This window comes from Mameliella sp. LZ-28, assembly GCF_012274245.1.
GTDB classification, from domain to species: Bacteria; Pseudomonadota; Alphaproteobacteria; order Rhodobacterales; family Rhodobacteraceae; genus Antarctobacter; species Antarctobacter albus.
This window is the reverse complement of record NZ_JAANYX010000011.1, coordinates 765,810-790,161: the sequence shown is the minus strand read 5'-3', so window position 1 is coordinate 790,161 and position 24,352 is coordinate 765,810. Positions and strand designations below refer to the sequence as shown.

The following is a 24,352-nucleotide window of genomic DNA, read 5'->3' as shown; positions in this document are numbered from 1 at the left end:
TGGTGGTTGGGTCGTTCAGATGAAGGTCACGGCGCCGGGCAGGGCCTGGACAGAGGCGGTCGCGCCCGCGGGCGGGGCGGTCAGGTCCGAGGGAATGGTCAGCCGGACCGGTCCGCTGGCCGAGGCAAGGTCGATCTCGAAGGTCTCGCCCAGGTAGTTGACCGAGGTGACGGTGCCCGACAGGGACAGCGGCCCGGTCGGGGCGTCGCCAAGGCGCAGGCGCGAGGCGCGGAGCACCATCTTGGTCGCGCCGTCCGGCGCGCCTTCGCAGCGCACGCCCTTGGTCTGGAACACGCCTTTGTCGACGCTGCCGTTCAGCACCGTGCGCGCGCCCAGGAACTTGGCCGTGAAGGCCGACGTCGGCGCATCGCACAGCTGTTCCGGGGTGCCCAGTTCAGAGATCAGCCCGCCGTCCATGACGGCGATGCGGTCGGACATCGACAGCGCCTCTTGCTGGTCGTGCGTGACGAAGATGGTGGTGATGCCCAGGCGCTGTTGCAGGGCGCGGATCTCGTCGCGCATTTCCGAACGCAGGTTGGCGTCGAGGTTTGACAGCGGTTCGTCCAGCAGCAGGACCTCGGGTTCGATCACCAGCGCGCGGGCCAGGGCGACGCGCTGTTGCTGGCCGCCGGAGAGATTTCCGGGCAGGCGGTCGGCAAAGGCACCGAGGCCCACGGTGTCCAGCGCCGCACGGGCGCGTTCCTGTCGCCGGGCCTTGGGGATGTTGCGCATCCGCAGGCCGAAGCCCACGTTTTCCAGTGCCGAGAGGTGCGGGAACAGCGCATAGGCCTGGAAGACCACGCCGATGTTGCGCTTGTGCGGGGGCAGGCGCGTGATGTCCTGCCCGTTTACCATGATGTGCCCGGAGGTGGGCTGGATGAAACCGGCGATCATGCGCAGCGTCGTGGTCTTGCCACAGCCCGAGGGGCCGAGCAGGGACAAGAGCTCGCCGCGTGCGATTTCCAGCGTTAGCTGGTCGACCGCGACGGTGTCTCCGTACATGGCGGTAATCGCGTCAAGAATGAGATAGTTGCGGTCACGCATGGGGTGTTTCCTGATCTGCGGTAAAGACGAGAAGCCGGCTGGCGCCGTGGTCGATGGCGATGGTCGTGGCATACACGCCTGGATCGGTCAGCGCGGTGGCCGGATAGGGCTGGAAGTCGGGCAGGGGGGCGGCCTGCAGGGACAGGCGCAGGGACTGTCCGGAGTGCAGGCTGTGAAAGAGACCCTCGAACACCAGGCGCAGCGTCCCGCCTTTCAGGCGCGCGACGGTCGTAGCCAGTGCCGTGGCGGTGCCTTGCCGGTCGACGACCGCAAGCGTGGCCGCCAGCCCGGGATGGGGGCCATCGACGTCCAGAGCGATCTCGGCCTCGACCCGGTCGCGCAACTGCACGCATGAGGTCATGGGGGCGGTAGTATAGCAGGCAACGTCGGACCGGTCGTGCAGCGGGCCAATATCGACCGGACCGGTGAAGGCGCCCCCACAGAGCGGCGCCTGCCGGGTGGGGTCGAGGACCAGCATGTCGGTCCCCGGCGTCGCGGGGTCTGTCGTCAGGCGGCCATCTGTCACCATCTGCGCGGCAAGGCCGTCTGACACAAGGTGATAGACCTTTGCGCCGGACCCTTCGAGCGTGTCGGTGTCATGCCAGCTGTCCCTGCCCGCATCATAGGCGGTGACGGCAGCGGGCCGTGGGCCGTGGTCCTTGAGGTAGTGATCGAAAAAGGCGAGCTGCGCCCGGTCGACAGAGAATTCCGCCCCCGGGGCCAGCCGCGCCGCGCCGGCGGAGCGGTTCCAGCCGATGTGTCCCCAGGGACCAAGGACAAGATGCGTGGTGTCAGGTGAGACCGCGCGAAAGGCCCTGTCGGCGGCCAGCGTGCCCCGAAGGAAGAAATCGGCGGTCCCGGCGGTCTGGATCAGGGGTACGGCAGGGGGCGGGGCCAGGTCGGCAGCGGGGTTTGCCCCCGGCTGGCCCTTGGCCCAGCGGGAAAGATGCGACAGGTCCGGGCGTGACATGAGAAAGTCGAAATGCGCCTGCCAACCCCGCTCCGGCGCCAAGGCCGCCAGCGCGACTGAATCACCCATCCGGCGGGCCTTCAACCTGGCCATCTGCGCCGCCCAGGAGGCCGACATCCGGCAGCGGAACAATCCGCCCTCGGAGAGCCAGTCGGTCAAGGGCGACCACGATGCCATCGAGACGGCCATTGCGTCGGGCCGCGCGCCGCCGGCCAGCATCTGGAACTGCGTGGTGCCCTGGTAGGAGAATCCGTATGTACCGACCTTGCCGTTCGACCCCGGCAGGTCGCGCGCCCAGTCGAGGGTCTCGGCGCCGTCCGCCGCCTCGTTGACCAGGGCATCGAAATCGCCCTCGGAGTCGCCGGTGCCGCGCACGTCCTGGACGGCGACGATATAGCCGCGCGCCGCGTACCATGCGGGATGGGCCAGTGTGACGGTCGAGGCGATGGCGCGGCCATAGGGCTGGCGCATCAGCAGGACCGGCAGAGTGTCCTGCGTGTCCGGCCGCCAGATGTCGGCGACCAGCCGGGTTCCGTCCTTCAGGCGCAGCTCCTGCCGGACAGGGGCCTGCACCGGCAGGAGGGGCCGTCGTGGGCTGTCCACCATGTCACGCATCGTTGAACATGGTTTTCTGCGTCACGCGTTCGATCGGGAAATCCCGGACCTCCTTCAACAGCGCGACGAACCGGTCGGCGGCACGGTCCAGCGCGATCCGGCCGCGTTTCGCATCGGCGGCGGCGGCATTGCCGCAGGCACCGGAGGGGTGCAGGTCCTGCGTCTGCCAGCCGTAACCGATGCGGCCTTCGGGGGTGAGGATGCCGCCGGCCTTTTCCATCTCGACCGAGAGCGGCTCGAAATCCTCGGCCAAGTCCATGTCCACCAGTTCGGGGTGCAGTTCCAGCAACAGCGAGGTTTCGAATTCGCCGCCGTGAATGCCGTGCTTCATCTCTTGTCCGTCGAAGAGGTCCGAGACATCGAGGTCCGCCGAGGCATTGGCGCTGACCGCGAACATGCCCAGCTTGACCCGCAACTCTCGGCAGACGATTTCCATCACCTGGGGTTGGCCGCCGTGCCAGTTGGCAAAGACCAGCTTGCGGCAGCCGGTGCGCGCGACGCTTTCACCGATCTCGAACCAGACCCGGGCGAGGGTCTCGTAGCTGTGCGTTAGGGTGCCGGGGAATTCCAGGTGTTCGACCGATTTGCCCACCGCTTGCATCGGCAGGATCAGGGCGTGCAGGTCGTCCGGGATGCGCTGGGCGACGCGCTCCATGATGCCTGCATTGATGGCGCTGTCGACGCGGACGGGCAGGTGGGGGCCGTGCTGTTCCACCGCGGCCGTGGGCAAAACGGCGACGACCTTGCTCATGTCCAGTTCGGAAAAATCCTTGGTGGAGAGATCCCACCACCAGTTCGATTTGAGCTTCATCTGCGCCGTCTCCGTCAGGTGTTCGAGTGATTCACCTGACTGTTGTCGCGGTTTTTGATGCAGTAAAAGCGGCGAAATTAGAGGTTTGCGTTGCCAAAATGGCAACGATTGGCGGGGTGGCCCCACAGATGTCGAGGTAAAGCGGCGTCCGGGTGACAGTGCCTCGGCAGCCTCGCCGGCCTTGGCCGGGGATGCATCCCGGCTGTCCTGATCGCAATATTCGCATGTTTTGCAAGGGACTGCGGACCTCGGACAGGGGGCGGACCGTCCGTGTCAGGCTGACCCCTCTCCGGTCGAGGCGCAGGCGTGGATTGCGCCGTTCAGCAACCGGGTGCTGCGGGTTCAGTCCGGGTGTCGCGCAGGAGGGGCGCCGCAGGGGGAATGCTGCGGTGCCGCATAGATGGGCGCAAACAGCGGAATTGCATAAAATCAAGGCGCGACCGGGACGTGTCCCGATGACCGCGGCGGGATGACAAGCGCAGTTTGCAGATAGGGCGCGCGGAGGCGAAACGCGCTCATCGGACTGTGCCGCAGAGTTGGGCGAACCTTGCCACTTTTCGGAAAACCAAAGTCTCTGGCCCGAACCTTTTTGACTCTCCCGTAGGCTGTGCCAAAGTGTCGGCAGTGAACGATCGTCAAAAAAACTGTTCGACAACAAGGGAGAAACTCATGAAACGATTTATCACAACGGCACTTGTGACGTCGACCGCGCTGGCCCCGCTGAGCCTGGCGGCACAGGAATGCACCAACGACACTTGGAACAAGGTCATGGAGAGCGGCACGCTCACCGTTGGGGTCAAGGCCGATTACAAGCCCTGGGGCTATCGCGGCACCGACGGGTCCATCATCGGCATGGAGCCGGATATGGCCCAGATGATCGCCGACACGATGGGCGTCGATCTTGAACTGGTGGCCGTTGTCAGCTCGAACCGGATGCAGTTTCTTGAACAGGGGCAGATCGACCTGATGATCGCCACCATGACCGACCGCCCCGACCGGCGCGAACTGGTGGGCATCGTCGGCCCCAACTACTACACCTCGGGCACTAACGTCATGGCGCCCAAGCAGCTGGGCTTTACCGAGTGGAGCGACCTGACCGGCAAACCGGTCTGCGGCATCCAGGGCGCCTTCTACAACCAGATCGTCGAGGACCGCTACGACGTCGAGGTCGTGGCCTTCTCCGGCACTGCCGAGGCCAAGCAGGCGCTGCGCGACAAGAAATGCGTGGCCTTTGTCTACGACGACAGCTCGATTGGGTCGGACATCGCCAGCGGAAACTGGGACGATTTCGAAATGCCGCTGCCCTCTGAGGATGACAGCCCCTGGGCGCTGGCCGTGCCCAAGTCCGAGGAAAACTGCGTCTTCGGGGCCTTCATGAAAGGCATGCAGTACCAGTGGCACCTCGACGGAACGCTGGTCGAGCTGGAAGAAAAGTGGGGTATCAAGCCCACCGCTTTCCTGGCCAAGCAGCAGGAGCTGATCCAGCAGACGACGCCGATGCCGGAATAACATGAACGGATTCGAGGAGTTCTTTCGCGAACTCGCCGCCGAGCATGCGCGGTGGAACTTCATCTGGCTCTATGACGAGAAACAGGCCGGGCGGATTCTGTCCGGCCTGTGGATGACCATTCAGCTAAGCATTGCCTGCGTGCTGCTCTCGGTCATCATTGGCGTTTTCGGCGCCTGGGCGCAGGGCGCCCAGAACCGTGTGCTGCGCGGCGTGGTGCAGGGCTATATCCAGTTCTTCCGCAACACGCCGCCGCTGGTGCAGCTCTTGTTCTTCTACTTTGCGCTGGGCCAGTTCACGCCGTCCTACAGCCCGGACGGCTGGCTGGAGGTGCCGATCATCTCCAATGTCGGCTGGGCGATCATCTCGCTGTCCTTCTTCGCGGGCGCCTTCAACGTGGAAATCTTCCGCGCAGGCATCGAGGCAGTGCCGGAGTCCACCGTCGAGGCGGCGGAGAGCCTGGGCATGACGCGCACGCAGACCTACCGCGAGGTGGTCTTTCCCCTGGCACTGAGGGTGTCGATCCCGTCGCTGAACAACAATCTGGTGAACCTGGTCAAGACGACGACGCAGGCCTATGCCATCGCCGTGCCGGAACTGCTGTATGAAAGCGTGTCGGTCTGGAACGATTTCCCCTCGGCGCAGAACCCCACGATGCTGTTGCTATTCGTGACCTATATCCTGCTGGTCGGCATCCTCGTGATGGGCATGAACCGTTGGGAACGCAAGATGAGGATCCCCGGCTATGGACAGTAGGCTGCACGGGCAGACCGATCTGCCGGTCATGAAACCCTATGTCCTGCGTGGACACCAATACGACGAGATGTTCCTGGTGCGCTGGCTGGGCAGTCTGCCGCCGTGGAGCTTTCTTGTCCTGCTGGCGCTCTGGCCTGCGGCGGCCTTTGCGCAATCGGCCAGTTTCGGCACGGCGGATGCCTTTGCCGCGCTCTGGCGCTGGATCCCCTTCCTGACCTTCCAGGGGTTCCTGTTCAACGTGTTGATCTCGCTGTTTGCCATGTTGATCGGCACGACTCTGGGCGCGGCGCTGGGCCTGGCGCAGGTGTCGCGCAACAAGGTGACGCGCGGGATTTCCTGGGCGATCACCCAGCTGTTCCGCAATTCACCCTGGCTCGTGCTGCTCTTCGTGGTGCTGCTGGCCTTTCCGTTCGAAATTACCATCCTTGGCCTGACCATCCCGATCCCGGCCTGGGTCAAGGCGGTGATCGGGCTGAGCCTGCCGGTCATGGCCAATATCTCGGAAATCGTGCGCGGTGCGGTCAACTCCGTGCCTTCGGCCCAGTGGGAGGCCGCGGAAAGCCTGTCCTTCACCCGCACGCAGACCCTGTGGCAGATCATCCTGCCGCAGTGTTTCAAGCGGATGATCCCGCCCTGGATGAACTGGTACGCGATCCTGACAATGGCGACGCCGCTTTGTTCCCTCCTGGGCGTGGGCGAGATCATCACCTTTTCCCGCCAGGCGATGGAGGCCGAGAACAACCACCCCGAGCTGCTGATGCCCTTCTATGGCTACGCGCTGGTCCTGTTCTTTGCCTATTGCTACCCGATCGCCCGGCTGACCATCGCGCTGGAACGGCGCTATTCCGTGAAACTCTGAGGCTGTCATGTCCGATCCCCACGCCATCGCCACCCGCGAAGACCTGCGCGCCATCACCGGCGAGGCGGGTGAGCGGCCCGCCGGCAAGGTCATTGACCATATCGACCCGCTTTGCGCACGGTTTATCGCGGCATCGCCCTTTGTCCTGCTGGCGACCCGGGGGGCGGACGGGCTGCTGGATCTTTCCCCAAAGGGCGATCCGGCGGGATTCGTGGCCGTGCTGGACGACAAGACGCTGGCGCTGCCGGACCGGCTGGGGAACAAGCGTTTCGACAGTTTCGAGAACGTGCTGCACAGCCCCGAGGCCGCGCTGATCTTCCTGATCCCCGGCCACAACGACACGCTTCGGGTTGCGGGCAAGGCGCGGCTGACCCGTGACCCCGACCTGTGTGAACGGCTGGCCGTCAACGGGCGCCCGGCGCAATTCGTCCTGCTGCTGACGGTCGAAGAGGCCTATCTGCATTGCGCGAAATGCATGATCCGCTCGCGGATGTGGCAGCCCGATAACTGGCCGGACACCTCGGACGTGCCCAGCCTTGCCGAGGCGATGGTCGCCCACGGCAAGCTGGTCGAGAAAAAGCTGGTCGCGGACGTCGACGAGATGGCGCAGATCATCGCCGACGACGCCAAGAACCGCCTCTACTAGGAGAGACAGGCATGAGCTGGACCCCCGATTTGCCCATCGTGTCCCTCAAGGACGTGCACAAGAGTTTTGGCGACTTCGAGGTTCTGAAGGGCGTCAGCCTGGACGTGATGAAGGGCGAGGTGATCTGCATCATCGGCCCCTCGGGGTCGGGCAAGTCGACCCTGATCCGCTGTATCAATGCCCTGAACGACATCCAGGGCGGGTCGATCACCGTCGAGGGGCAGGAGGTCAGCGATCCGAAACTGGACAAGCTGGCGCTGCGCAAGAAGGTCGGCATGGTGTTCCAGCAGTACAACCTGTTCCCGCACAAGACAGCGCTAGAAAACGTCATGATGGCGCCGTTGAAGGTGCTCAAGGAAGATCCCGAGACGGTCGAGGACCGGGCGCGCTCGTTGATCAAGAAGGTGCGGCTGGAGGGGAAAGAGGACAATTACCCCGGAGAGCTGTCAGGCGGCCAGCAGCAGCGCGTGGCCATCGCCCGCAGCCTGGCCATGCGGCCCGACGTTATGCTGTTCGACGAGGTGACGGCCGCGCTGGACCCCGAGACGGTCAAGGAAGTGCTGGTCACGATCAAGGACCTCGCCGCCGAGGGCATGACCTGCATCCTTGTCACGCATGAGATGGGCTTTGCCCGCGAGGTGGCGGACCACATCTATTTTACAGACCGGGGCGTGATCGTGGAGCACGGGCCGCCCGCCACCTTCTTTGCCGAGGCAAAGGACCCGCGCACCAAGGAATTCCTCAGCCAGATCCTGTAGCGGTTCAGCGTCCCTGGATCTGGATCGAGAAGCTGCGCCTTGCGCCGTTGGGTGGTTGCGGGAAGGGGGCCGCGCTGCGCACCACGCCGAGGGCCGCGCGATCCAGCGCCGAAGACCCGGAACTGCGCGCCAGCGACAGCGACGCGAGGCCGCCGCCCGAGGAAATCGAGAAGGCGACGACGGCGGTGCCGCGTGCATTCACGCGGGGCCGTCCGGCGCGGGACAGCTTGCGCATGACAAGCCCGGGATAATTGCTGGCCGCCGCGTTGCCGGGCGCGGCCTTGCGACCGTTGTTGCCTGAGTTACGCGCCTTGGCCGCGTCGTTGCCGGTGGGGTTGCCGGCGCGGGCGTTGCGTGCGGCGCCCCCGCCCTGCGGTGCGGGTTTCGCCCTTGGCTTGGCTTTGGGCTTGGCCACCGGCTTGTTCGCGGCTTCGAACTCTGGTGTGCGCATCTTTGGCCGCAGCGAACGAGAGACCGCCGCGCTTTTCGGTGCCTCGCCGGTCACCCGTTCCGCGGGGGCGTTGTCCGGTGCGACGGGTTTGATCGCGGGCGCGGGGGCTGCCCGTTCCGGTGTGACCCGTTCCGGCGCGGGGGCCAAGGCGGCAAGGTCCTGCGTTTCGGGTGGATCGGGTTTCAGCGAATCCAGGCGCGGGCCGGTGTCCGTCTGTGCCGGGTCGACCGCAGCCAGACGGCGGGCCACCGGTTCCGGCGCCTGGACGGCAGAGCGCGGCTTTTGTGCCATTTCGGCGGCATCCCTGGGGCGTTCCGGCGAGATCTGGTCCGGCTTTGCCTGTTCTGCATGGGCTTTGACCCGATCAGGCGTCAGTTTTTCCGGGTCTGCTTTCTCTGCTGGTGTCTTCGCGGGCTCGGGTCGGACTCGGCCTGCGGCCATGTCGGCGAAAGACGAGCCAAGCCGCACTTCGGCCCCACCCGAGGCGCCTTCGGTCCGGGGGTCTTCGGGGCTGGCAAGGGTCAGCGCCACGGCGCCGTGGGCCAGCAGCGCCAGCGACACGGCGGAGGATTTGGCAAGTCGGGACGAGACGATCATTCCAGGGCCTTCTCGGTGACAATGACAATTTTTTCGGCGCCAGCCCCGCGCAGCGCCCGACCGATCCGGACCAGATCGGCGGCGTTCAGATCCCGGTCGGGAATCACGCGCAGCCGGGCGCGCGCCTCTGCAGGCAGCTGGGTCATGAAGCTGGCGGCACTGTCCTGCGAGGCGCCGCGCCATGTCATGCGTCCGTCCGCGTGGATCACCAGCGCATCGGCGGGCGCGGTCGTGTCCAGCTCTGCCGTCCGGACCAGGGTCAGGTCCTTGTCCAGCGGACGCGCCAGCGTGCCCGCCACCAGGAAGAAGATCAGCATCAGGAAGACGATGTTGATCAACGCGATGGTCGGTTCACGTTCGGCTTTCTGGCGGCGCGCTCTCATGAGGCCTCCAGTACCGTGAGTTTGAGGCCGGGCAGGGCGCGGATTGCCACCAGCAGGTCGGTCAGGCGCTGGGCTGTGACCTCGCCCTGCAGGGCGACGATGACGGGCAGGTCGGTTTCCGTGTCGGTTTGATGCTTGCGCAGCGCTTTGGGCAAAGCCGAGAACTCATGCGGGGTGCCGTTGAGGCTCAGCCCGTCCGGCGACAGCCGCAGGAACACCGGGCGCAGGTTGGAGGCGGCGCCAGTCCCGGCGCCGCCCGCAGCCAGTTCGACTTCGGCAAAGCGCGAAAAGGTCGAGGAAAGCATGAAGAACAGCAGCAGAAGAAAGATCACGTCGATGAGCGAGGTCATCGACAGCTTTCGCCGCCGGTGACGCCTACGCATGGGCCGGCGCTGCGGTCGGTGCAGGGGCAAAGGTCTGGGCCTGGCCGGCGGGGGCCAGGATCGTGCGCAGGGCCTTTTGCGCCAGCACTCGTTCGGCATCCATGCGGCCTTCGAACCAGCTCAGCACCAGCGCGGTGGGCATGGCGACGGCCAGCCCCACGGCGGTGGTCAGCAGAGCGACCCAGATGCCGCCCGCGAGGATCGAGGGATCGACCTGCGCCCCGGCCTCCTGCAGGGCCTGAAAGGCCGAGATCATGCCCAGAACCGTGCCGAAAAGCCCCAGAAGCGGCGCCAGTTGCGCGATGGAATCCAGCAGGCGAAGCCCGGATTCCAGCCGCGCAAATCGCGCTTCCGCCTCGGCTTCCAGCCGGTCGGCATCGCCCTGGCCGTCCAGCGCCATCGCCACCACCGGGCGCAAATAGCTGCGCGACAGGTCCAGGTGGCGGCGCGCGGCCAGACGGTTGCCCATGTCCCAGGCCTCGGTTGCCTCGCGCAGGGCGCGGTGGCGCCCGACGCCCGCGGTGGTGAACTGCCAGAACTTGTAAAGCACGACCGCCGAGACGACGATCGACAGCGCACCCAGCAGGATGACGACCGGGCCGCCAAGGTCAAAGATCCGTTGCAGGGCGTCTCGCAAAGTCTCGATCATCCGATGATCTCCACGTCCGTGCGGCTGCGCAGGTCCAGGTCCTGCGTGCAGGCGTCGGCACTGTCGGCCTCGCAGGTCTCGGCGCCGTTGATCAGAAGGCGGCCCAGGTCGGAACAGGCCAGGCCGGAAACAAGGAACTGGCGCACGCGGGGGCGGGCGGCGGGAAGATCCCCGAAATCGAACAGGGTCATACGATCCACGCGGCCCTCGGTGTCGAACAGAACCGCCTCGTAGACGGCCTGCGCGATGTCGTTGGTGTGGCCGTTCTGGATCAGGAAGCTGATGCGACAGGCGCCGTCGACCGGCTCCAGCGCGTTGAGTTCCAGCGAGACATGCGCACCCTGCACGGTTTCTGCCTGCGCGGGTGCCGCAAGGGTGATGGCAAGGGCGCAGAGCGCCAGACTGCCAAAGGACGGAAGGTTCATCAAACCAGCCCCCATCGGTGGGTTTTCGTGTCTGGCTGGGGCTGGACACCCTGGCTGGTTAATCATGTGCCTAGCAGGCGGGGTCCTGTCAGGCAATACCTGACAGAAAGAATTGGCTATTGAGGGCGGCGCGGATCGGGCGCCGGTCCCGTAGCTCGCTGCAGGTCGATCAGCTGCTCCAGCGCCAGACCCGTGCTGTCAGACGGATCCGTGCCGGATTGCAGCATCTCGCGCCAACAGACCGTGCGGAAACGGTCGTCCTGATCCTGGCGGGGGGCGCTCATGCCGCGCGGGCCTGGATGCTCTGGATCGAGGTGAAGCCCTCGAACCGGGGCGCACCTTCGTGCAGCTTGCGGGTCTGGCCGGCACGGGCGTGGGCGGCACGGAATTCCTCGCTGCCGGTCCAGGCGCGGAAATGAACCTCGGTTTCCCAGACGGTGTGCGAGGCATAGAGGATCCTGCCGTCTTCCTCGGGGCCGCGCAGCATGTCGAATGCGACAAATCCCGCCATGTCGCGGAGGTGGCTTTCGCGCGACAGCCAGAGATCCTCGAACTCGGCCGCGTTTTCGAGCAGGACGGTAAAACGGTTCATTGCCAGGTACATGGCGGTCTCTCCTCAGTTGGTTTTCAGGCTGGCGCAGGGATCGTCACGCTCTGCCGGGGGTATGATGGTGACCGTGTCGAAGGGCATGTCGGCCGTGCCTTCGACAAAGCCCGTTGCATGGGTCGTCACCTCTGGCGCGGCTCGGGCGATCATGGCGGGAACGCCCCAGTCGGTGCGGGCATGACCATTGCCCGCGATCACTGCGATGGGAGGGCCGTAGCGGTCCAGCGCCTCCAGCGCGGCGTGGGCGAAGACGGCGTCACGGTAGCGCTGGACCTCGACCATGCCCGCCATCATCTCGCGCGGCATGGCCCGGCAATGGGCCTCGAACTGCATCTCTTCGCGTTGGGTCTGCTGTGCCTCGGGCAAGGGGGCATCCAGGCCGAACCTTGGCGCATCGCTGCCAAAGAGCGCGGCGGCGCCATCGCCATAGACCGCACGCACGTTCTCGCGCGGTGCTGCAGCGCCGACGATGCGCGCCGCGCCCAGGGCGTCGAAGATCGGGGCGTACAGCGCGTAGTCCGGCCAGCCAGAATTGCCCCAGATCGCGGGGATCTGGTCGCGGTCCTGATCGGCGCGGCGTGCGTCGTCGGGTGTCAGCATCTCAAAGACCACGGCGGTGGGCTGCAAGGTTTCCAGTGCTCGCGCCTGCCCGATGTGCGCGTCGGGATTGTCGTGGACCTCTCCGAGGATGACGATATCGGGATCGGCGAGCGCGGGCGTGGCAAGGCAGAATATGAGGGCGGCAAGGCGCATGGGTGACCTTTCAGGCGGATGCTGCGTGCGGCAGGATAAAGGGAATGTCCGCCGGCGGCGGGGCAGAGACGCGCAGCGCACAACCGTAGGCGCGCGACAGGGTGTCGTCGGTCAGGACGTCGGCAGGGGGGCCGAAGGCCACGCGCCGCCCATCGGCGAGGACGGCGATCCGGTCGGCGAATAGCGCGGTCAGGTTCAGGTCATGCATGACGGCCAGGACCCCGCCACCGCCGCGCGCAAAATCCCGCGCGATCTCCATCACCTGCAACTGGTGCGCGATGTCGAGGCTGGAGACGGGTTCATCCAGCAGGAGCCAGCGCGGCGCGCCGTCCTCGACCGGTGCCCAGACCTGTGCCAGCACACGCGCCAGCATGACGCGCTGCGCCTCGCCGCCCGAGAGATCCTGGAACAGCCGGTCGGCATAATGCGCCAGCCCGACGCGGGCCAGTGCCTGCATCGGCACCTCTGGCCGGTCACCCGCCGTGCCCGCCTGTAGCCCGATGCGCACGACCTCGACCACCGTAAAAGGAAAGGCCAGCCGCGAGGTCTGCGGCAGCACGGCGCGCGTGGCCGCCAGTTTCCAGGCGGGCTGCCCCGAGACGTCCTGCCCGTTCAGGCGTACGTGGCCCTCGTGAGGCAGGGTGCCGTCGATCGCACCCAGCAGGGTGGATTTGCCCGACCCGTTGGGGCCGACGATGGCCGTGATCTCGCCCGGCTCTGCGGTCAGGCTGACGCCGCGCAGCGCCTCGCGGCGGCCATAGCGGACCCGGATTTCCTGTGCCTCCAGTGTCATGTTTCGACCATCCCCCGTCGTTTCAGCAGGATCCACAGAAAGACCGGCGCGCCCAGAACGGCGGTGACGATCCCGATGGGCAGTTCGGCGGGGGCGATGATGACGCGGGCGATCACATCCGCCAGGATCAGCAGGCTGGCCCCCAGAAGCGCCGAATTCAGCAAGAGCGTGCGGTGATCCGGGCCGGACCGCAGCCGCAGAAGGTGTGGCACCACGATCCCGATGAATCCGATGCCGCCCGAGACGGCGACCGCGGCGCCGGCGGCACCCGCCACGGCAAGGATGGCGATGTTCTTCATGCGCTGGACGTTGATGCCGATATGGGCGGCGGTCGCCTCTCCCAGCGCCAGCGCGTTCAGCCCGCGCCCCAGCATCAGGGCCGCGCCGATGGACAGCAGGATCAAAGGCCCTGCCGCGAACACCTTGGCCCAGCTTGCCCCGGCGAGCGACCCCAGCCCCCAGAATGTCAGGTCGCGCAACTGCCGGTCATCGGCGATATAGACCAGGATGCCCGAGAGCGCCCCGGCCAATGCCCCCAGCGCGATGCCTGCCAGCAGCATTGTCGCGACAGAGGTGCGCCCGTGGCGGGTGGACACGCGATAAAGCAGCAGGGTCGACCCCCAGCCGCCAAGGAAAGCGGCGAAGGGCGTCAGATGGTTGCCGGTCAGCTCCTGCATCCACGCGGGCAGCAAGGCGCCCAAGACGATGGCCAGGATTGCGCCCAGCCCGGCGCCTGCGCCCACGCCGACAATGCCCGGATCGGCCAGAGGGTTGCGGAACAGCCCCTGCATGGCCGCGCCGGACACGGCCAGCGCGGCACCCACAAGGATACCCATCGTCAGGCGTGGCAAGCGGATGTCCAAGAGCACAACCCGTTCCATCTGGCTCAGGGCCTCGCCGCTGACCAGTTTGCCCAGCAGGGCGGTCAGGGTCACATCGGCGGCGCCAACCTGCAGGCTGGCCAGCGCGCAGAGCAGCAGAAATGCGGCCAGCATCCAGTGCAGCACGCGGGCGCGGGCCAGACGGTCGCGCGGCGGGACAAGAGGGTACGTGATCGCGGTCATCGGATCAGCCCGGCGTCCCGTAAAGCGCCGCGTTCAGCGCCTCGACCGCCTCTGCCGTGCGCGGGCCGAAACCCAGCATCAACAGCCCGTCCATGCGCACCACGGACCGGGTCTCTGCCGCCGGGGTCAGGCGGATGGCGGGCATGTCGAACAGCTCGTCGTCCGCCGCCGCATGGTCGCCCGTGCGGTCCATCATCAGGATCACGTCGGGGGCCGAGATGCCCACGGCCTCGTCGGTCAGGTGCTTGTAGCCGGTGAAATCGTCGATGGCGTTCACGCCGCCGGCCATGCGGATGATCGCATCCGCCGCCGTGCCGGTGCCCGAGGCATTGATCTTGCCGCCATCGGTGGACAGGACAAAGAGCACGCGTTTGCGATCCTCAGCGGGTACGTCCGCGCGTGCCTGTGCCGCGTCCAGTGCCGCGCCGACCTCTGCGGCCAGTCCCTCGGCCCGGTCCGGCACGCCCAGGGCGCTGCCGATGATCTCGATCTTGTCCAGGATGCCGGTGGCGTCCAATGCGTCGGGCACTTCGACATAGGCCACGTCGGCTGCGCGGATCACGTCGAGGGCCTCGGGCGGCCCGGCGCCTTCCTCTGACAGGATCAGGCTCGGGCCGACCGAGAGCACACCCTCGGGAGACAGCGCGCGCATGTACCCCACGTCCGGCAGGTTGGTCACTGCCGGGGGGTAGGTCGAGGTGGTGTCGCGGGCCAGCAAGCGGTGCTGCTGGCCAAGGGCCGCGACGATTTCCGTCACAGATCCGCCGATTGACAGGACATCCGCTTGCGGGTGGGCAGGCTCCTGCGCGGAGACAGTCAGCGCGACAAGTCCTCCGAACAGCGCGGTCGAAAGTCCGGTGAATATGGCCAGACCGTTGGAAAACCCAAGGGGCCTCATGCCGGCACCTCTTCGCGTGTCGGCAGCGCCGCGACGATCCGGCCCCAGGCGGGCCGCGAGTCACGGCCTTCCTTGCCGAGGCCGAAGACCTGGAAGATCAGGGCGCCATCGGCATCGAAGGCCTCGACAGAGACCGCGGGCCCGCGCTGCGTGGGTTTTTCGACGGCCCAGACCTCGGCCACCTTGTCCAGCCGCAGGTGCAGGTTGAATCCGGGGTCCATGACGTTCTGCCAGGGGCCCATCGGGTGAAGGGTCTTGATCGGGCCGGAATGGATCTGGATGCAGCCCCGGTTGCCGACAAAGATCATCACATCGATCCCGGCATCGCGCACCGCCTCCAGCATGGCGTTGACCGCCTCTGGCGCCAGCGCGCACACAAAGGGCTCGCCCGCGATCCGGTAGGCGCCAAGACGGTTCATCTTGAGCTTGGAACAAAGCCGCAGGAACTGGTGCGTGTCGGTTAGCCGCGCCCATTCCTCGCGCAGGATGTCCAGCTTGTCGGGACGCGATTTCGCCGCCTCGACGGGTGTGCGGGGCTCGACCGCCTGACCCGGAGCTTGGTCGGGCAGCGCCAATTCGGACACCAGACCGGCCCATGCGTCATGGTTCGAGGTCTCGCGCAGGTGGATCTTGTGGATCGCGTCGCCCGCCGCATCGAAGACCTGCAACGACCGGCGCGGGGCGGCGCCGTCCTGGCCAGGCGTTTCGACCGCGTAGGCATGCACCCAGTGCGAGGGGAAGATGCGCAGGTCGATGTCCTCGGCCAGCACCATCGCGGCATGTTCTCCGGGATGATAGTTGGCATAGGTCCCGACCTTTTCGTGCACGCAGCCCTCGACCCGGGTCAGGGCCATGACCTCGCCCAGGCGCTCTGCGCCCGGCATGATCCGGTCGGGGTGGGCGTCGATGCGGGTTGTGCCGTCACTGACACGGGCGGCGACAAGCTGGGCCTCGGTGATGCCCAGCTGAGTGGCAAGATCGCGTGTGCGCATCCTGGGGTTGCCCGCCTCGGCGGCACGGATTTGTTCTGGTGACGGCGTAAGCTGCTCGGTCATGACGTCCTCGGGTCAGGGAAAGTCTGCTGGCTTCGCCGGACTGCTGCCCCGCGTGGCTTACGCTAATTACTTGACTATTTTAGTCTGAATACCCTAAGGCTGCAACCCGTCACGATAAGTTTTATCGCCCAGGCAACAATTCGCCCGCGCCAGCCTTCGCAAGCCACGGCACCTACATGGACACGAAGGAAGGCGCATATGCTCACTCATCTCCTGCGCGGAACCACCGCGCTTGTCTGCATGTCGCTGGCTTTGCCAGCGGCTGCACAGGACGCCCCGGGGTTCCTTGGGACGCTGGTTCTGACCGGCGGCAAACGGGACCTCACCTATGGCACGGCGCTGTCGCGCACCGTCATCGACGAGGAAGAGATCCAGGACCGCCAGGCCAGCACGGTGGCGCAGCTTATTGATTCCGTGCCCGGCGTGACCCTGGTCAACGGGACCACGCCGCAGGGGTCCGGGATCAACATTCGCGGGTTCGGCGCGAACACCACCTATGGCTCGGACCAGAAGATCGCGGTGCTGGTGGATGGCGCCGCCGTCGGGTCAGAGGAACTGTACCGCATCGGCACGCAACTCTTCACCGATCCCCTGCTTTACAAGAACGCCGAGGTCCTGCGCGGCACCATCGGCAGCTTTGCCTACGGGTCGGGGATTGCCGGCGGGGTGGTCAAGCTGGAAAGCAAGGATGCTTCGGATTTCACCGGCGGCGTTCCGGGCTTTGCCGGGGCCCAGACCTTTGAATTCAGCTCGAACGGGGCGGGGAAGGTCAGTTCGACGACCCTGGCCTGGCAGCCTGCCGATCGCGCGGAGTTCCTGCTCAACTACACGCTCCGGGATCAGGACGACCTGACCTCGGGCGACGGGCGGACCATCGGCAACAGCGCCTTTCGCACGCCCTCGGGGCTGGCCAAGGCCAAGTTCACCTTTGGCCAGGACGACGCGCATGAGCTGACTTTCAGCTATTCGCAGACCGTGGCCGATGACAAGGACGTGCCCTATGACCAGTTCGCCACAACCGGAGGCACATTCGGCAATGTCGACCGGCTGACCGATACGCGGCAGGCGGTGATCGACTACCGGTTCAATCCGGTCAGCGACCTGGTGGACATGCGGGTGAACCTGTCCTTCGCGGACCAGGTGATCGAATATGACTATCTCCCCGGCTCATCACCGCTGGAGGGGACGCCGACCTTTCCCGTTCTTGTCAGCACGGTCAACGCGGACCAGCGCTATCAGACGACCAAGCTGACCCTGTCGAACCGGGCCCTGTTCGGGTCGGACGCTATCGGGCATGACCTGCTTGCGGGCGTCGAGTTCATTCACCGGGACCGCAAGGACAACGATGCCGCCGGCGCCCCGGGCGGGTCGGACCGGCGCTTTGCCCTGTTCCTCGTGGACGAGATCTCGATGGGCGCCTTCACGGTCACGCCGGCGCTGCGCTACGAGACCTCGACCGTCGAAAGCGCCACCACCTATGGCAAGTTCACCAATGATGCGCTGATGGGCGGGCTGGCCCTGTCCTATGATATCGGCAACGGGGTCTCGGTCTTCGGCAGCGCCGCCTATACCGAGGGCCTGCCGATCATCGACGACCTGGGCGCCAGCGCCACGGCACTTGCCCGCATGGATACCACCGAAAAATCGCATACCTTCGAGTTCGGGGCTGAATACACCGGCTCGGATGTCTTTGGCACGGGCGATACATTCACCATTCGCGGCAACCTCTATGCCACGACCATGTGGGACATCACCAGCTACACCGCCGCAGGGTCCACCTCGACCAACCTCGACCGGGTCGAGACACGGGGACTGGAGCTGGAGGCCTCTTACGGGCATGCCAGCGGGGCCTATGTCGATTTCGCGGGCCACGTCGGTTCTGGTGAGGAATTCGCCCCGGGGGCGGGCGGCATCACATGGCGCAACACCGCCGCCGACCGCGTGCAGCTGACGCTGGGCAAGAAGTGGGAGGACGGGTTGGATCTGAGCTGGGAGGTGGTGCATTCCGCCGACCGCCGCGATGCGCTGGGCGTCGACCTGGACAATGTCACCGTGCACAACCTGCGCGCCACCTGGCGGCCGGACCGGGCGGCCTGGATGGCGGGCACCGAAGTGCGGTTCGGGATCGAGAATGCCTTTGACGCCGACTACGTCGGTCACCTGTCCTCGCCCACGCGCAAGGCGCCGGGCCGGACCTTCAAGGTCAGCCTGACCAAGACGTTCTGAGCCGATCCCTCTGGCCAGGCACGTGCGGGCGGGTCCGGGGGCTTCCCCGGGTCCGCCCGTTTTCCGTTGGGTTCATTTCACGCGGGTGCCGTCGATGATGCGGACGCGGGTGGCGGCGCCTGCAAGTGGCCCCGCATTGCGCAGGATCGCCAGCAGCGCCAGCCGGTCGGCGGGGGCAAGCCGTGCGCCGTCCAGTCCCCGCAGCGCCTGCATCAGGCCGGGCGGCAACGCGGGGTACAACAGGCACCCCAGCAGCGTCTCCGCCGGTGGCCCCATCGCGGGCCAATAGACACGGTTCCCGCCGGGCAGCGGTGGCAGGTCGTCGGGCAGGGTGAGCCTCTGACCCGCATTGACCCGCACGTCAGGCGCATAATCGGCGGGCAGGACGATGTAGAACTGCCCATGTTCATCCAGCGACAGGCAGACCAGCGCCCCGGCGCGGTCGGCTGCCACTGTCAGCCGCATCAGGCTGTCGGCGCAATCACTGGGGACGCGGGCCGCGTCCGTGGCGCGGCAAACGGGGTAGATCCCGGCCCGCCCTCCGGAGGGTGTCAGGGTCAATTGCCCCTTGCCCATCGCCGCCAGCGCGCCCGCGATCCCGTCCAGCCCGGTGCCCTGCGCCATGTTGGCCGGATCCAGCAGCGCCCGCAGATGCGCAGGCATCCGCAGCGAGGACAGGTCCAGCGTGCGCGAGGCCCGCAGGGCACCGTCCTGCGACAGGCGCAGCACCAGTTGAAAGCGGTTGCGGTCGATCAGGCGGACACTTCCGCCCAGGTAATAGCCGCTCGCGGGCGGCGGGCCGCGCCGTACACGCGCGGGGGGCGCATCACGCAAGAGCGCCGTGACGGAATTGGCCGCGTCCAGCCAGGCCTCGACCGCCATGTCCGCCAACGCCCGACCGACGGGCGTTTCCAGCCCCGAGGTCTCGTTCACGAAGGCGCCGATTGTGATCTCGGCCCGCGCCTCGGGCAGCATGTCCAGGAATTGGCGGATGGCGGCGCCGATGGCGGCCCGCGGATCGCCCCCGGCCTGCCCTGTCAACCCGGTCAGTGGCCTGTCCGAGGTCTTGACGATCACGCGCCCGTCGCTGAGATCGACCAGCGTCAGCCGCAGGGTCACGTCGCCGCCCGCGATGCCGGTTTCCCCGACCAGCACGAAATCCGCCTCTTGCCGGAGGGTGGATTGCACGGTCTCCTGCCAGGCGGCGGTGCCCTGCCGGTTCAGCACCAGGGCCAGCGAGGCGCGCAATTCGGCACTGCCGGCCAGGATGCGGGGCTTGGCAGGCCAGTCGGCGCACATCTCCTGGGCGGCGCGGCTCATGACTGCCTCGACCTGGGCCACCGGCAACGGGGTCTCCGCCGCCAGCGGTGCCGCAAGCGCAATGGTGCTGCCGGCCGGGATCTGTCCCTCTGCCATCCGGCAGAGTTCCGCACCCAGCTGGGTTTCAGCCTGCGCCAAAGCGGTGCGGGGCAGGAGCAAGGCCAGCGAGACAAGGGCGGACAAGAGGGCAAGGCGCAGCATGGGTCAGTCTTCCGTGACGTATTCGGCCAGCACGTTGTCCTCGCTGCCGGGCAACAGGCTGGGCGACTGGCGCAGGTCCTGCTGGGCCAGTCTTTCGTCGATGTGATCGCGCAGTTCGGACAGGCGGATCCGCCCGTCGCCATCGGCATCCGCCGCACCGCGCAGCCCCTCCAAAGTGTAATAGCTGAAGGCGCCCTGTTCCTTGTCGTCCAGCCAATGCGCGAATTGAGGCGTGCGGAAATCGGTGGCCGTCAGGACGGACACCCGGGCCTTTTCCTGCGGCGGGGCCACCGCGACGCCGAAGGCGCCCGAGACGCCGGGCACCAGGCTGCCCTGCGTCGACAGGCCGGAAAAACAGGCGTCCAGCAGGACGGTGACGGATTTCACCGGCAGGGTTTCCAGCTGGCGGATCAGCATGTCCAGCGGGTATGCGCCAAAGCCGGGCTCGGCGGCGGGCACGTCCACGGGCAGAAGGTAGCCGCTGGGCAGGCCCTCTTCGTGAAAGACCGGGACACCGTGGCCGGAGTAGATCACCACGATCTCGTCGACAAAGCGCGCCCGGCGGGCCAGCCGCCCGTCCGGCACCTCGTCGGTGCCGAACCAGCGCGCCATGCCGATCGAGTTCAGGTCCTTTTCGACGATGATGTTTTCCTGCGGGACGTGCAGGGTCTCTCGGAAATAACGGGCAAAGGCCTCGGCATCGTTGTGGGCATAGGCGACGGGCGGCGCCTCGGCATAGCTGCGGTTGCCGATGATCAGGACCAGCGTTTCGGGTCGGGCGACGGCCACGGTGACAGGCGCCTTGAGGGCGGGCTGAGGGGCCGCGATCACCGGTTGGCGTTCGGGCAGATCGGGCCAGAGCGCCTCTGGCAGCGACCACAGCCGAACCGTGCCGTCCCAGCTGGCGGTCAGCAGGCTGCGCCCGTCGGGCGCGAAATCCACCGCGTCGATCGAAGCGCCGTGACCGTCGAAGACCTGCAGTTCCTCGCCCGTTTCGACGTTCCAGAGATAGGCCTTGCGGTTCCATTCGCCCGTCAGCGCCAGCGCGCCGTCCGGGCTGAGATCGACGGCGCGGATCGCGGCCTCATGGCCGGGAAAGCGGCGCAGGACCTTGCCGGTCTCCACTTCCCAGAGGATCGCGCTTTTGTCCCAGCTGCCGGTGATCGCTTGCTTGCCTTCGGGGCCAAAGGCCACAGAGAGGATCAGCGCCTCGTGCCCGTCGAGGCGGCGGATCTCCTCGCCGCTGGCCATGTCCCAGAGCCGGGCGGTGCGGTCGGTGCTGCCGGTCAAGAGGCGGGTGCCGTCCGGGCTGATGGCAAGCGAGGTGATGGTTTCCGCGTGGCCGGCAAAGCTGCGCAGCTCGGCGCCGCTGCGCAGGTCCCAGAGCCGGGCGATGCCGTCATTGCCGCCGGTGACGGCCTGCCGCCCGTTGGGGCTGTAGGCGGCAGAGGTAAAGCGCCCGCCGTCCTGCGTCAGCTTGAGGACTTCCTTGCCGGTGGACAGGTCCCAGACCCGCGCGGTGCCATCGGCACTGGCGGTCAGGGCGCGGGTGCCGTCGGGGCTGAAGGCGACACCGCTGACGCGATGTTCGTGGCCTTCGAGGATGGCCAGCCCGCGCTGGGTCGAGACCTCCCAGAGTTCGGCCGTGTAGTCGGCGCTGCCCGTCAGGACATGCCGCCCGTCGGGGCTGAATGTAGCGGCGTCGATGGCGCCCTGGTGGCCGGTCAGCACGGTCGAGGCCGGGTCTTCGGCCCAGAGCGGGCCGATTGGGCAAAGCACGGCCAGGGCAATCGCGAGGGCGAACCGGGGCATGGGCGGGTTGCGTCGCATGGTGGAGGCCATCCTGTATGTCTTACCAGGTGATGGTGATGTTGCCGTCCTTGTCCTTTTGCAGCGTGCCGGGCAGGGGCTGTTCGGGCGGGGCAACCGGCTCGACGCTTTCGACGGGCGGCGGAGCCGTCGGTGCGGCTGCGGGGGCGTTCGCCTCTGGCCTTGCGGGCAGCAGCAGCGTGACCTCGACCCGGCGGTTGATCGCGGCGGTCGGATTGCCGGGCGTCTTGAGACGCGTCTCGCCAAAGCCCACGGCCACCAGGCGTTGCGGGTCGATCGGAAAGTTCTCAACCAGGAAGCGCGCGACGCTTTCGGCGCGGCGTTCCGACAGCCAGAGATTGTAGGCATCATCGCCCGTGGTGTCCGTGTGGCCCGCGATCAGGTAGCGGTGCGGGCGCAAAGCCGAGGAGGCCAGCGCATGACCCAGCGCGGCCAGGTCCTCACGCGCGCGCCAAGTCAGTTCGTAACTGTCGAGCGCAAAGAAGACCTGCAGGTCGATGCTGTGCTGCGGCACCACCCAGACCGTGCGCCCGCCGATCTGCACACCGCGTGCGGCCTCTTGCGCAGGGGCGGTGCTTTCCTGCTGGACCGGCGCCAGCGAGGTGATGATCTTCTGGATGTCTTCGGCCTGGTCGGCCTGTACGGGCAGGGCGGCGGCAAGGGCAAGGCTCAGTCCGGTGAGCCACTTGGGGGCGGTGATTGTCATGTCTCTTCTCCCTTGGGTACGGCGGCGTGGGGTCAGTTTCCGCGCAGCAGGTCGGTGACGCCGCCAGAGCTCAGGCCGGCCCCCGAGGGCGCGCGGCGGCTTTCCAGCGGCACGTCGGTTGCGGGGGCGGCGGGCGGCGTGGCGGGTGTTGCCGAAGCGGCGGCGCCGGTGATTTCGCGCAGCAGGCCGGAGTCTTGCAGGATCGCGCTCAAACGGGTGCTCTTGTTGAAGCTGCGGTCGTCGTTGGGGGTCATGCCGCCGGAATGGTGCAGCGCCACGGGGCGCAGTTCGCGGTCAAAGAGGATCGAGCCGGAACTGCCGGGCTGGGTGTCGCAGCGGTGGCGCAGGATCGGCCCGCCGTCCTGCTCGCGCAGGGCGAAACAGCGGAACCGCGTCATGACCTGCGGGCGGCCCAGCGGATGATGGATCACCATCAGCGGATCGCCCGGGTCGACGGCGACATCCTCGATCAGCAGCGGCAGGACATCCTGCGGCATGTCGGTCATGCGCACGAGGCTGAAATCCAGTACCGAATGCCAGTCGGCAGGATCAATGGACAGCGTGTAGCGTCGTGTGTCCTTGTCGCCCTGCACCAGGTAGCCGGTCAGGATCGAGGCGGCGAGCAACTTTTGCGAAGCGTTCTCGGGAATGCAGTGGTGGTTGGTCAGGACCCAGCCGCCGGGCAGGATCGCGCCGGTGCAGGTCACCAGGTCACGCCCGCCCCGGTCGTTCTGTTCCAGCAGGTCTACCCGACCGATGGCCGCGGCAAGGCGGCGGATGGGATCGTCAGCGGGCAGTTCGCGGATCGGCTCGAACGCACCGTCCTGGGCCGCGATATAGGCGCTGGCATTGCCGGAGCTTTCCAGGAAGACGAGGTCGGTCTTGCCATAGTCATCGGCAGAGAAGGTCGCGACCTGGGCCAGTGCCGGGCCCGTGGCCAGCGACAGGGTGAGGGCGAAGGCGAGACGGAACATCCTGTGGGTCTTTCGATCTGCGGGGGCCTTGGGATGCGCCGAGGCACGGCGCATCCCGGTCTTCGATTGGGTTCAACGGTTGCCCATCAACCCGATCTTCTGGATCTCGAAGCGGTTGCCCGCCATTGCGATCCGGGCCTGGACGCCCATCGACTCGACCATCAGGCGCAGGTTGCGGTTCAGCCGCGCCACGTCCGAACAGGTCTCGTACCAGTAATCGGCGCTGGTCATGGTCACGCGGACAGGGCGGTGGTGGTCATAGCCCTTGAAGCCCGCCAGGTAGCCTTCGATCAGGGTCATCTCCTGGGGCTGGAACCCGGTGAAGGCCAGCGTGTAGGCGGTGGTCAGGCCGGTGCAGCCCGCGGGTGCCGGGACGACCGGCTGCTGGGCGACGGGGGGTGTCACGACAACCGGCTGTTGCGGCATGGGTTGGGGGCTGGCAGGCGAGAGCACGTCGAGTTTCGTGGCCAGGACGCGACCGACTTCGGCGCCGATGGTCTTGGCCTCGTTGCCGACATGTTCCAGCACGCAGTCGCGGTTGCAGACACGCGGCAGCGAGGCGACAGGGATCTCGCCTGCGCCGGGGCCGAAGGCGACCTCGAAATTGCCGAGGCTCTGCATGGTCTGTGCGTGCAGCATGCGGCCCGTCACCCGGATGCGCAGGTCCAGCACGTCGGGGACATAGGGGTTCTGGTTGGCCGAGGCGTAGATCTGGATCGGCAGGATCACGTCGATCGGCACGTTGGGCACGCGCTGGGCCAGGGCGATCAGCTCGGCATCCGACCGGCGCACGCGGTTGGGATCGGTAAAGCTCATGATGACGCCGGTCTGGTCGTAGACGCGAAAGCCCATCGTCTGCATCTCGGTGATGACGGCTCGCAGCACGCGTTCGAACACGCGCGAGTTGCCGGGCACCGTGTCGAGGTCTGCGTCCTCGGGCACCGGCAGGATGTTGGGCTGGTCGCCTGCGTAGCCTGGTGCCGGGGCAAGCGAGAGGGCCAGCACGAGCGCCAGGCTCGCGAAGGCGCCCATCAGGGTCTTGGTCAGGGTTTTCATGTGGGACTCCTCCAA

At 66.9% G+C, this 24,352-nt stretch carries 26 protein-coding genes; 6 read left to right on the top strand and 20 right to left on the bottom strand.

The window, feature by feature from the left end:
* Positions 1 to 15: 15 nt before the first annotated feature.
* From G9Q80_RS10455 to G9Q80_RS10445, 3 genes are read right to left on the bottom strand one after another with little or no spacing between them, the layout of a single operon-like run.
* Positions 16 to 1,044, bottom strand: coding sequence for an ABC transporter ATP-binding protein (locus G9Q80_RS10455; RefSeq protein WP_088715067.1), 1,029 nt, complete (start codon positions 1,042 to 1,044; stop codon positions 16 to 18).
* Positions 1,037 to 2,629, bottom strand: coding sequence for a CocE/NonD family hydrolase (locus tag G9Q80_RS10450; RefSeq protein ID WP_088715066.1), 1,593 nt, complete (start codon positions 2,627 to 2,629; stop codon positions 1,037 to 1,039). Before G9Q80_RS10450 ends, G9Q80_RS10455 begins: the two co-directional genes overlap by 8 nt.
* Positions 2,622 to 3,440 (bottom strand): creatininase family protein, encoded by an 819-nt coding sequence (locus G9Q80_RS10445; RefSeq protein ID WP_088715065.1) that lies wholly within the window; start codon positions 3,438 to 3,440, stop codon positions 2,622 to 2,624. Before G9Q80_RS10445 ends, G9Q80_RS10450 begins: the two co-directional genes overlap by 8 nt.
* Positions 3,441 to 4,109: 669 nt before the next feature.
* On the opposite strand from G9Q80_RS10445, the gene G9Q80_RS10440 reads away from it, so the two are divergent.
* The 5 genes from G9Q80_RS10440 to G9Q80_RS10420 are packed head-to-tail and all read left to right on the top strand — an operon-like array spanning position 4,110 to position 7,966.
* Entirely contained in the window at positions 4,110 to 4,949 is an 840-nt protein-coding gene (locus G9Q80_RS10440) for a transporter substrate-binding domain-containing protein (protein WP_088715064.1), read from the top strand.
* A 1-nt stretch (position 4,950) separates the two neighbouring features.
* Positions 4,951 to 5,703 (top strand): amino acid ABC transporter permease, encoded by a 753-nt coding sequence (locus G9Q80_RS10435; protein WP_069209795.1) that lies wholly within the window; start codon positions 4,951 to 4,953, stop codon positions 5,701 to 5,703.
* Positions 5,693 to 6,562, top strand: a complete 870-nt coding sequence (locus G9Q80_RS10430; protein ID WP_232786204.1) for an amino acid ABC transporter permease — start codon at positions 5,693 to 5,695, stop codon at positions 6,560 to 6,562. The genes G9Q80_RS10435 and G9Q80_RS10430 overlap by 11 nt, the downstream gene beginning before the upstream one ends.
* 7 nt (positions 6,563 to 6,569) lie before the next feature.
* Complete coding sequence (locus G9Q80_RS10425) at positions 6,570 to 7,208, top strand: MSMEG_1061 family FMN-dependent PPOX-type flavoprotein (protein WP_088715063.1); 639 nt, start codon at positions 6,570 to 6,572, stop codon at positions 7,206 to 7,208.
* 11 nt (positions 7,209 to 7,219) lie between these two features.
* Positions 7,220 to 7,966, top strand: a complete 747-nt coding sequence (locus G9Q80_RS10420; protein ID WP_088668942.1) for an amino acid ABC transporter ATP-binding protein — start codon at positions 7,220 to 7,222, stop codon at positions 7,964 to 7,966.
* Positions 7,967 to 7,970: 4 nt separating this feature from the next.
* Here G9Q80_RS10420 and tolA read toward each other — a convergent pair whose 3' ends face one another.
* The 12 genes from tolA to G9Q80_RS10360 all read right to left on the bottom strand — a co-directional run bounded on the left by tolA (position 7,971) and on the right by G9Q80_RS10360 (position 16,024).
* Positions 7,971 to 9,014 carry a cell envelope integrity protein TolA gene (gene tolA / locus G9Q80_RS10415; RefSeq protein WP_088715062.1) on the bottom strand — a complete coding sequence of 348 codons (1,044 nt, stop codon included), beginning with the start codon at positions 9,012 to 9,014 and terminating at the stop codon, positions 7,971 to 7,973.
* A complete protein-coding gene (locus tag G9Q80_RS10410) occupies positions 9,011 to 9,397 on the bottom strand; it encodes an ExbD/TolR family protein (protein WP_088715061.1) in 387 nt (128 codons plus the stop codon). Before G9Q80_RS10410 ends, tolA begins: the two co-directional genes overlap by 4 nt.
* The gene (locus G9Q80_RS10405; RefSeq protein ID WP_246870495.1) at positions 9,394 to 9,780 is read right to left on the bottom strand and encodes a biopolymer transporter ExbD; all 387 of its coding nucleotides are present in this window, start codon (positions 9,778 to 9,780) and stop codon (positions 9,394 to 9,396) included. The genes G9Q80_RS10410 and G9Q80_RS10405 overlap by 4 nt, the downstream gene beginning before the upstream one ends.
* Positions 9,773 to 10,429 carry a MotA/TolQ/ExbB proton channel family protein gene (locus G9Q80_RS10400; protein WP_088715059.1) on the bottom strand — a complete coding sequence of 219 codons (657 nt, stop codon included), beginning with the start codon at positions 10,427 to 10,429 and terminating at the stop codon, positions 9,773 to 9,775. Before G9Q80_RS10400 ends, G9Q80_RS10405 begins: the two co-directional genes overlap by 8 nt.
* Complete coding sequence (locus G9Q80_RS10395) at positions 10,426 to 10,854, bottom strand: hypothetical protein (protein ID WP_088715058.1); 429 nt, start codon at positions 10,852 to 10,854, stop codon at positions 10,426 to 10,428. Before G9Q80_RS10395 ends, G9Q80_RS10400 begins: the two co-directional genes overlap by 4 nt.
* Before the next feature lie 116 nt (positions 10,855 to 10,970).
* Positions 10,971 to 11,138 carry a hypothetical protein gene (locus tag G9Q80_RS10390; RefSeq protein WP_157903823.1) on the bottom strand — a complete coding sequence of 56 codons (168 nt, stop codon included), beginning with the start codon at positions 11,136 to 11,138 and terminating at the stop codon, positions 10,971 to 10,973.
* A complete protein-coding gene (gene hmuQ / locus G9Q80_RS10385) occupies positions 11,135 to 11,458 on the bottom strand; it encodes a heme-degrading protein HmuQ (protein WP_088715057.1) in 324 nt (107 codons plus the stop codon). The genes G9Q80_RS10390 and hmuQ overlap by 4 nt, the downstream gene beginning before the upstream one ends.
* Before the next feature lie 12 nt (positions 11,459 to 11,470).
* A complete protein-coding gene (locus G9Q80_RS10380) occupies positions 11,471 to 12,214 on the bottom strand; it encodes a ChaN family lipoprotein (RefSeq protein WP_088715056.1) in 744 nt (247 codons plus the stop codon).
* Between the two features lie 10 nt (positions 12,215 to 12,224).
* Positions 12,225 to 13,007, bottom strand: coding sequence for a heme ABC transporter ATP-binding protein (locus G9Q80_RS10375; RefSeq protein WP_088715055.1), 783 nt, complete (start codon positions 13,005 to 13,007; stop codon positions 12,225 to 12,227).
* On the bottom strand, positions 13,004 to 14,071 hold the full coding sequence (locus G9Q80_RS10370; RefSeq protein WP_088715054.1) for a FecCD family ABC transporter permease: 1,068 nt from the start codon (positions 14,069 to 14,071) through the stop codon (positions 13,004 to 13,006). The genes G9Q80_RS10375 and G9Q80_RS10370 overlap by 4 nt, the downstream gene beginning before the upstream one ends.
* A 4-nt stretch (positions 14,072 to 14,075) precedes the next feature.
* Positions 14,076 to 14,969 carry a heme/hemin ABC transporter substrate-binding protein gene (locus G9Q80_RS10365; protein ID WP_088715053.1) on the bottom strand — a complete coding sequence of 298 codons (894 nt, stop codon included), beginning with the start codon at positions 14,967 to 14,969 and terminating at the stop codon, positions 14,076 to 14,078.
* A complete protein-coding gene (locus tag G9Q80_RS10360; RefSeq protein WP_088715052.1) occupies positions 14,966 to 16,024 on the bottom strand; it encodes a hemin-degrading factor in 1,059 nt (352 codons plus the stop codon). Before G9Q80_RS10360 ends, G9Q80_RS10365 begins: the two co-directional genes overlap by 4 nt.
* A 198-nt stretch (positions 16,025 to 16,222) precedes the next feature.
* Here G9Q80_RS10360 and G9Q80_RS10355 point away from each other — a divergent pair, with 198 nt between their 5' ends.
* Positions 16,223 to 18,250, top strand: coding sequence for a TonB-dependent receptor domain-containing protein (locus G9Q80_RS10355; RefSeq protein ID WP_184757088.1), 2,028 nt, complete (start codon positions 16,223 to 16,225; stop codon positions 18,248 to 18,250).
* Positions 18,251 to 18,322: 72 nt separating this feature from the next.
* Here G9Q80_RS10355 and G9Q80_RS10350 read toward each other — a convergent pair whose 3' ends face one another.
* From G9Q80_RS10350 to G9Q80_RS10330, 5 genes are all read right to left on the bottom strand, one after another.
* Entirely contained in the window at positions 18,323 to 19,771 is a 1,449-nt protein-coding gene (locus G9Q80_RS10350) for a hypothetical protein (RefSeq protein ID WP_088715051.1), read from the bottom strand.
* Positions 19,772 to 19,774: 3 nt separating this feature from the next.
* Positions 19,775 to 21,583: a caspase family protein gene (locus tag G9Q80_RS10345; RefSeq protein WP_168246457.1), complete on the bottom strand. Its 1,809-nt coding sequence runs from the start codon at positions 21,581 to 21,583 to the stop codon at positions 19,775 to 19,777.
* Between the two features lie 40 nt (positions 21,584 to 21,623).
* A complete protein-coding gene (locus G9Q80_RS10340) occupies positions 21,624 to 22,307 on the bottom strand; it encodes an OmpA family protein (RefSeq protein WP_069209810.1) in 684 nt (227 codons plus the stop codon).
* Positions 22,308 to 22,339: 32 nt separating this feature from the next.
* Positions 22,340 to 23,281 (bottom strand): trypsin-like serine peptidase, encoded by a 942-nt coding sequence (locus tag G9Q80_RS10335; protein ID WP_157903822.1) that lies wholly within the window; start codon positions 23,279 to 23,281, stop codon positions 22,340 to 22,342.
* A gap of 72 nt (positions 23,282 to 23,353) precedes the next feature.
* Complete coding sequence (locus G9Q80_RS10330) at positions 23,354 to 24,337, bottom strand: hypothetical protein (protein WP_088715048.1); 984 nt, start codon at positions 24,335 to 24,337, stop codon at positions 23,354 to 23,356.
* Positions 24,338 to 24,352 lie beyond the last annotated feature (15 nt).

Excerpts from the sequence above, each read along its gene's own strand:
- G9Q80_RS10455 (WP_088715067.1), bottom strand. The coding sequence starts at position 1,044 with ATGCGTGACCGCAACTATCTCATTCTTGACGCGATTACCGCCATGTAC.
- G9Q80_RS10450 (WP_088715066.1), bottom strand. The coding sequence starts at position 2,629 with ATGCGTGACATGGTGGACAGCCCACGACGGCCCCTCCTGCCGGTGCAG.
- G9Q80_RS10445 (WP_088715065.1), bottom strand. The coding sequence starts at position 3,440 with ATGAAGCTCAAATCGAACTGGTGGTGGGATCTCTCCACCAAGGATTTT.
- G9Q80_RS10440 (WP_088715064.1), top strand. The coding sequence starts at position 4,110 with ATGAAACGATTTATCACAACGGCACTTGTGACGTCGACCGCGCTGGCC.
- G9Q80_RS10435 (WP_069209795.1), top strand. The coding sequence starts at position 4,951 with ATGAACGGATTCGAGGAGTTCTTTCGCGAACTCGCCGCCGAGCATGCG.
- G9Q80_RS10430 (WP_232786204.1), top strand. The coding sequence starts at position 5,693 with ATGGACAGTAGGCTGCACGGGCAGACCGATCTGCCGGTCATGAAACCC.
- G9Q80_RS10425 (WP_088715063.1), top strand. The coding sequence starts at position 6,570 with ATGTCCGATCCCCACGCCATCGCCACCCGCGAAGACCTGCGCGCCATC.
- G9Q80_RS10420 (WP_088668942.1), top strand. The coding sequence starts at position 7,220 with ATGAGCTGGACCCCCGATTTGCCCATCGTGTCCCTCAAGGACGTGCAC.
- tolA (WP_088715062.1), bottom strand. The coding sequence starts at position 9,014 with ATGATCGTCTCGTCCCGACTTGCCAAATCCTCCGCCGTGTCGCTGGCG.
- G9Q80_RS10410 (WP_088715061.1), bottom strand. The coding sequence starts at position 9,397 with ATGAGAGCGCGCCGCCAGAAAGCCGAACGTGAACCGACCATCGCGTTG.
- G9Q80_RS10405 (WP_246870495.1), bottom strand. The coding sequence starts at position 9,780 with ATGCGTAGGCGTCACCGGCGGCGAAAGCTGTCGATGACCTCGCTCATC.
- G9Q80_RS10400 (WP_088715059.1), bottom strand. The coding sequence starts at position 10,429 with ATGATCGAGACTTTGCGAGACGCCCTGCAACGGATCTTTGACCTTGGC.
- G9Q80_RS10395 (WP_088715058.1), bottom strand. The coding sequence starts at position 10,854 with ATGAACCTTCCGTCCTTTGGCAGTCTGGCGCTCTGCGCCCTTGCCATC.
- G9Q80_RS10390 (WP_157903823.1), bottom strand. The coding sequence starts at position 11,138 with ATGAGCGCCCCCCGCCAGGATCAGGACGACCGTTTCCGCACGGTCTGT.
- hmuQ (WP_088715057.1), bottom strand. The coding sequence starts at position 11,458 with ATGTACCTGGCAATGAACCGTTTTACCGTCCTGCTCGAAAACGCGGCC.
- G9Q80_RS10380 (WP_088715056.1), bottom strand. The coding sequence starts at position 12,214 with ATGCGCCTTGCCGCCCTCATATTCTGCCTTGCCACGCCCGCGCTCGCC.
- G9Q80_RS10375 (WP_088715055.1), bottom strand. The coding sequence starts at position 13,007 with ATGACACTGGAGGCACAGGAAATCCGGGTCCGCTATGGCCGCCGCGAG.
- G9Q80_RS10370 (WP_088715054.1), bottom strand. The coding sequence starts at position 14,071 with ATGACCGCGATCACGTACCCTCTTGTCCCGCCGCGCGACCGTCTGGCC.
- G9Q80_RS10365 (WP_088715053.1), bottom strand. The coding sequence starts at position 14,969 with ATGAGGCCCCTTGGGTTTTCCAACGGTCTGGCCATATTCACCGGACTT.
- G9Q80_RS10360 (WP_088715052.1), bottom strand. The coding sequence starts at position 16,024 with ATGACCGAGCAGCTTACGCCGTCACCAGAACAAATCCGTGCCGCCGAG.
- G9Q80_RS10355 (WP_184757088.1), top strand. The coding sequence starts at position 16,223 with ATGCTCACTCATCTCCTGCGCGGAACCACCGCGCTTGTCTGCATGTCG.
- G9Q80_RS10350 (WP_088715051.1), bottom strand. The coding sequence starts at position 19,771 with ATGCTGCGCCTTGCCCTCTTGTCCGCCCTTGTCTCGCTGGCCTTGCTC.
- G9Q80_RS10345 (WP_168246457.1), bottom strand. The coding sequence starts at position 21,583 with ATGCCCCGGTTCGCCCTCGCGATTGCCCTGGCCGTGCTTTGCCCAATC.
- G9Q80_RS10340 (WP_069209810.1), bottom strand. The coding sequence starts at position 22,307 with ATGACAATCACCGCCCCCAAGTGGCTCACCGGACTGAGCCTTGCCCTT.
- G9Q80_RS10335 (WP_157903822.1), bottom strand. The coding sequence starts at position 23,281 with ATGTTCCGTCTCGCCTTCGCCCTCACCCTGTCGCTGGCCACGGGCCCG.
- G9Q80_RS10330 (WP_088715048.1), bottom strand. The coding sequence starts at position 24,337 with ATGAAAACCCTGACCAAGACCCTGATGGGCGCCTTCGCGAGCCTGGCG.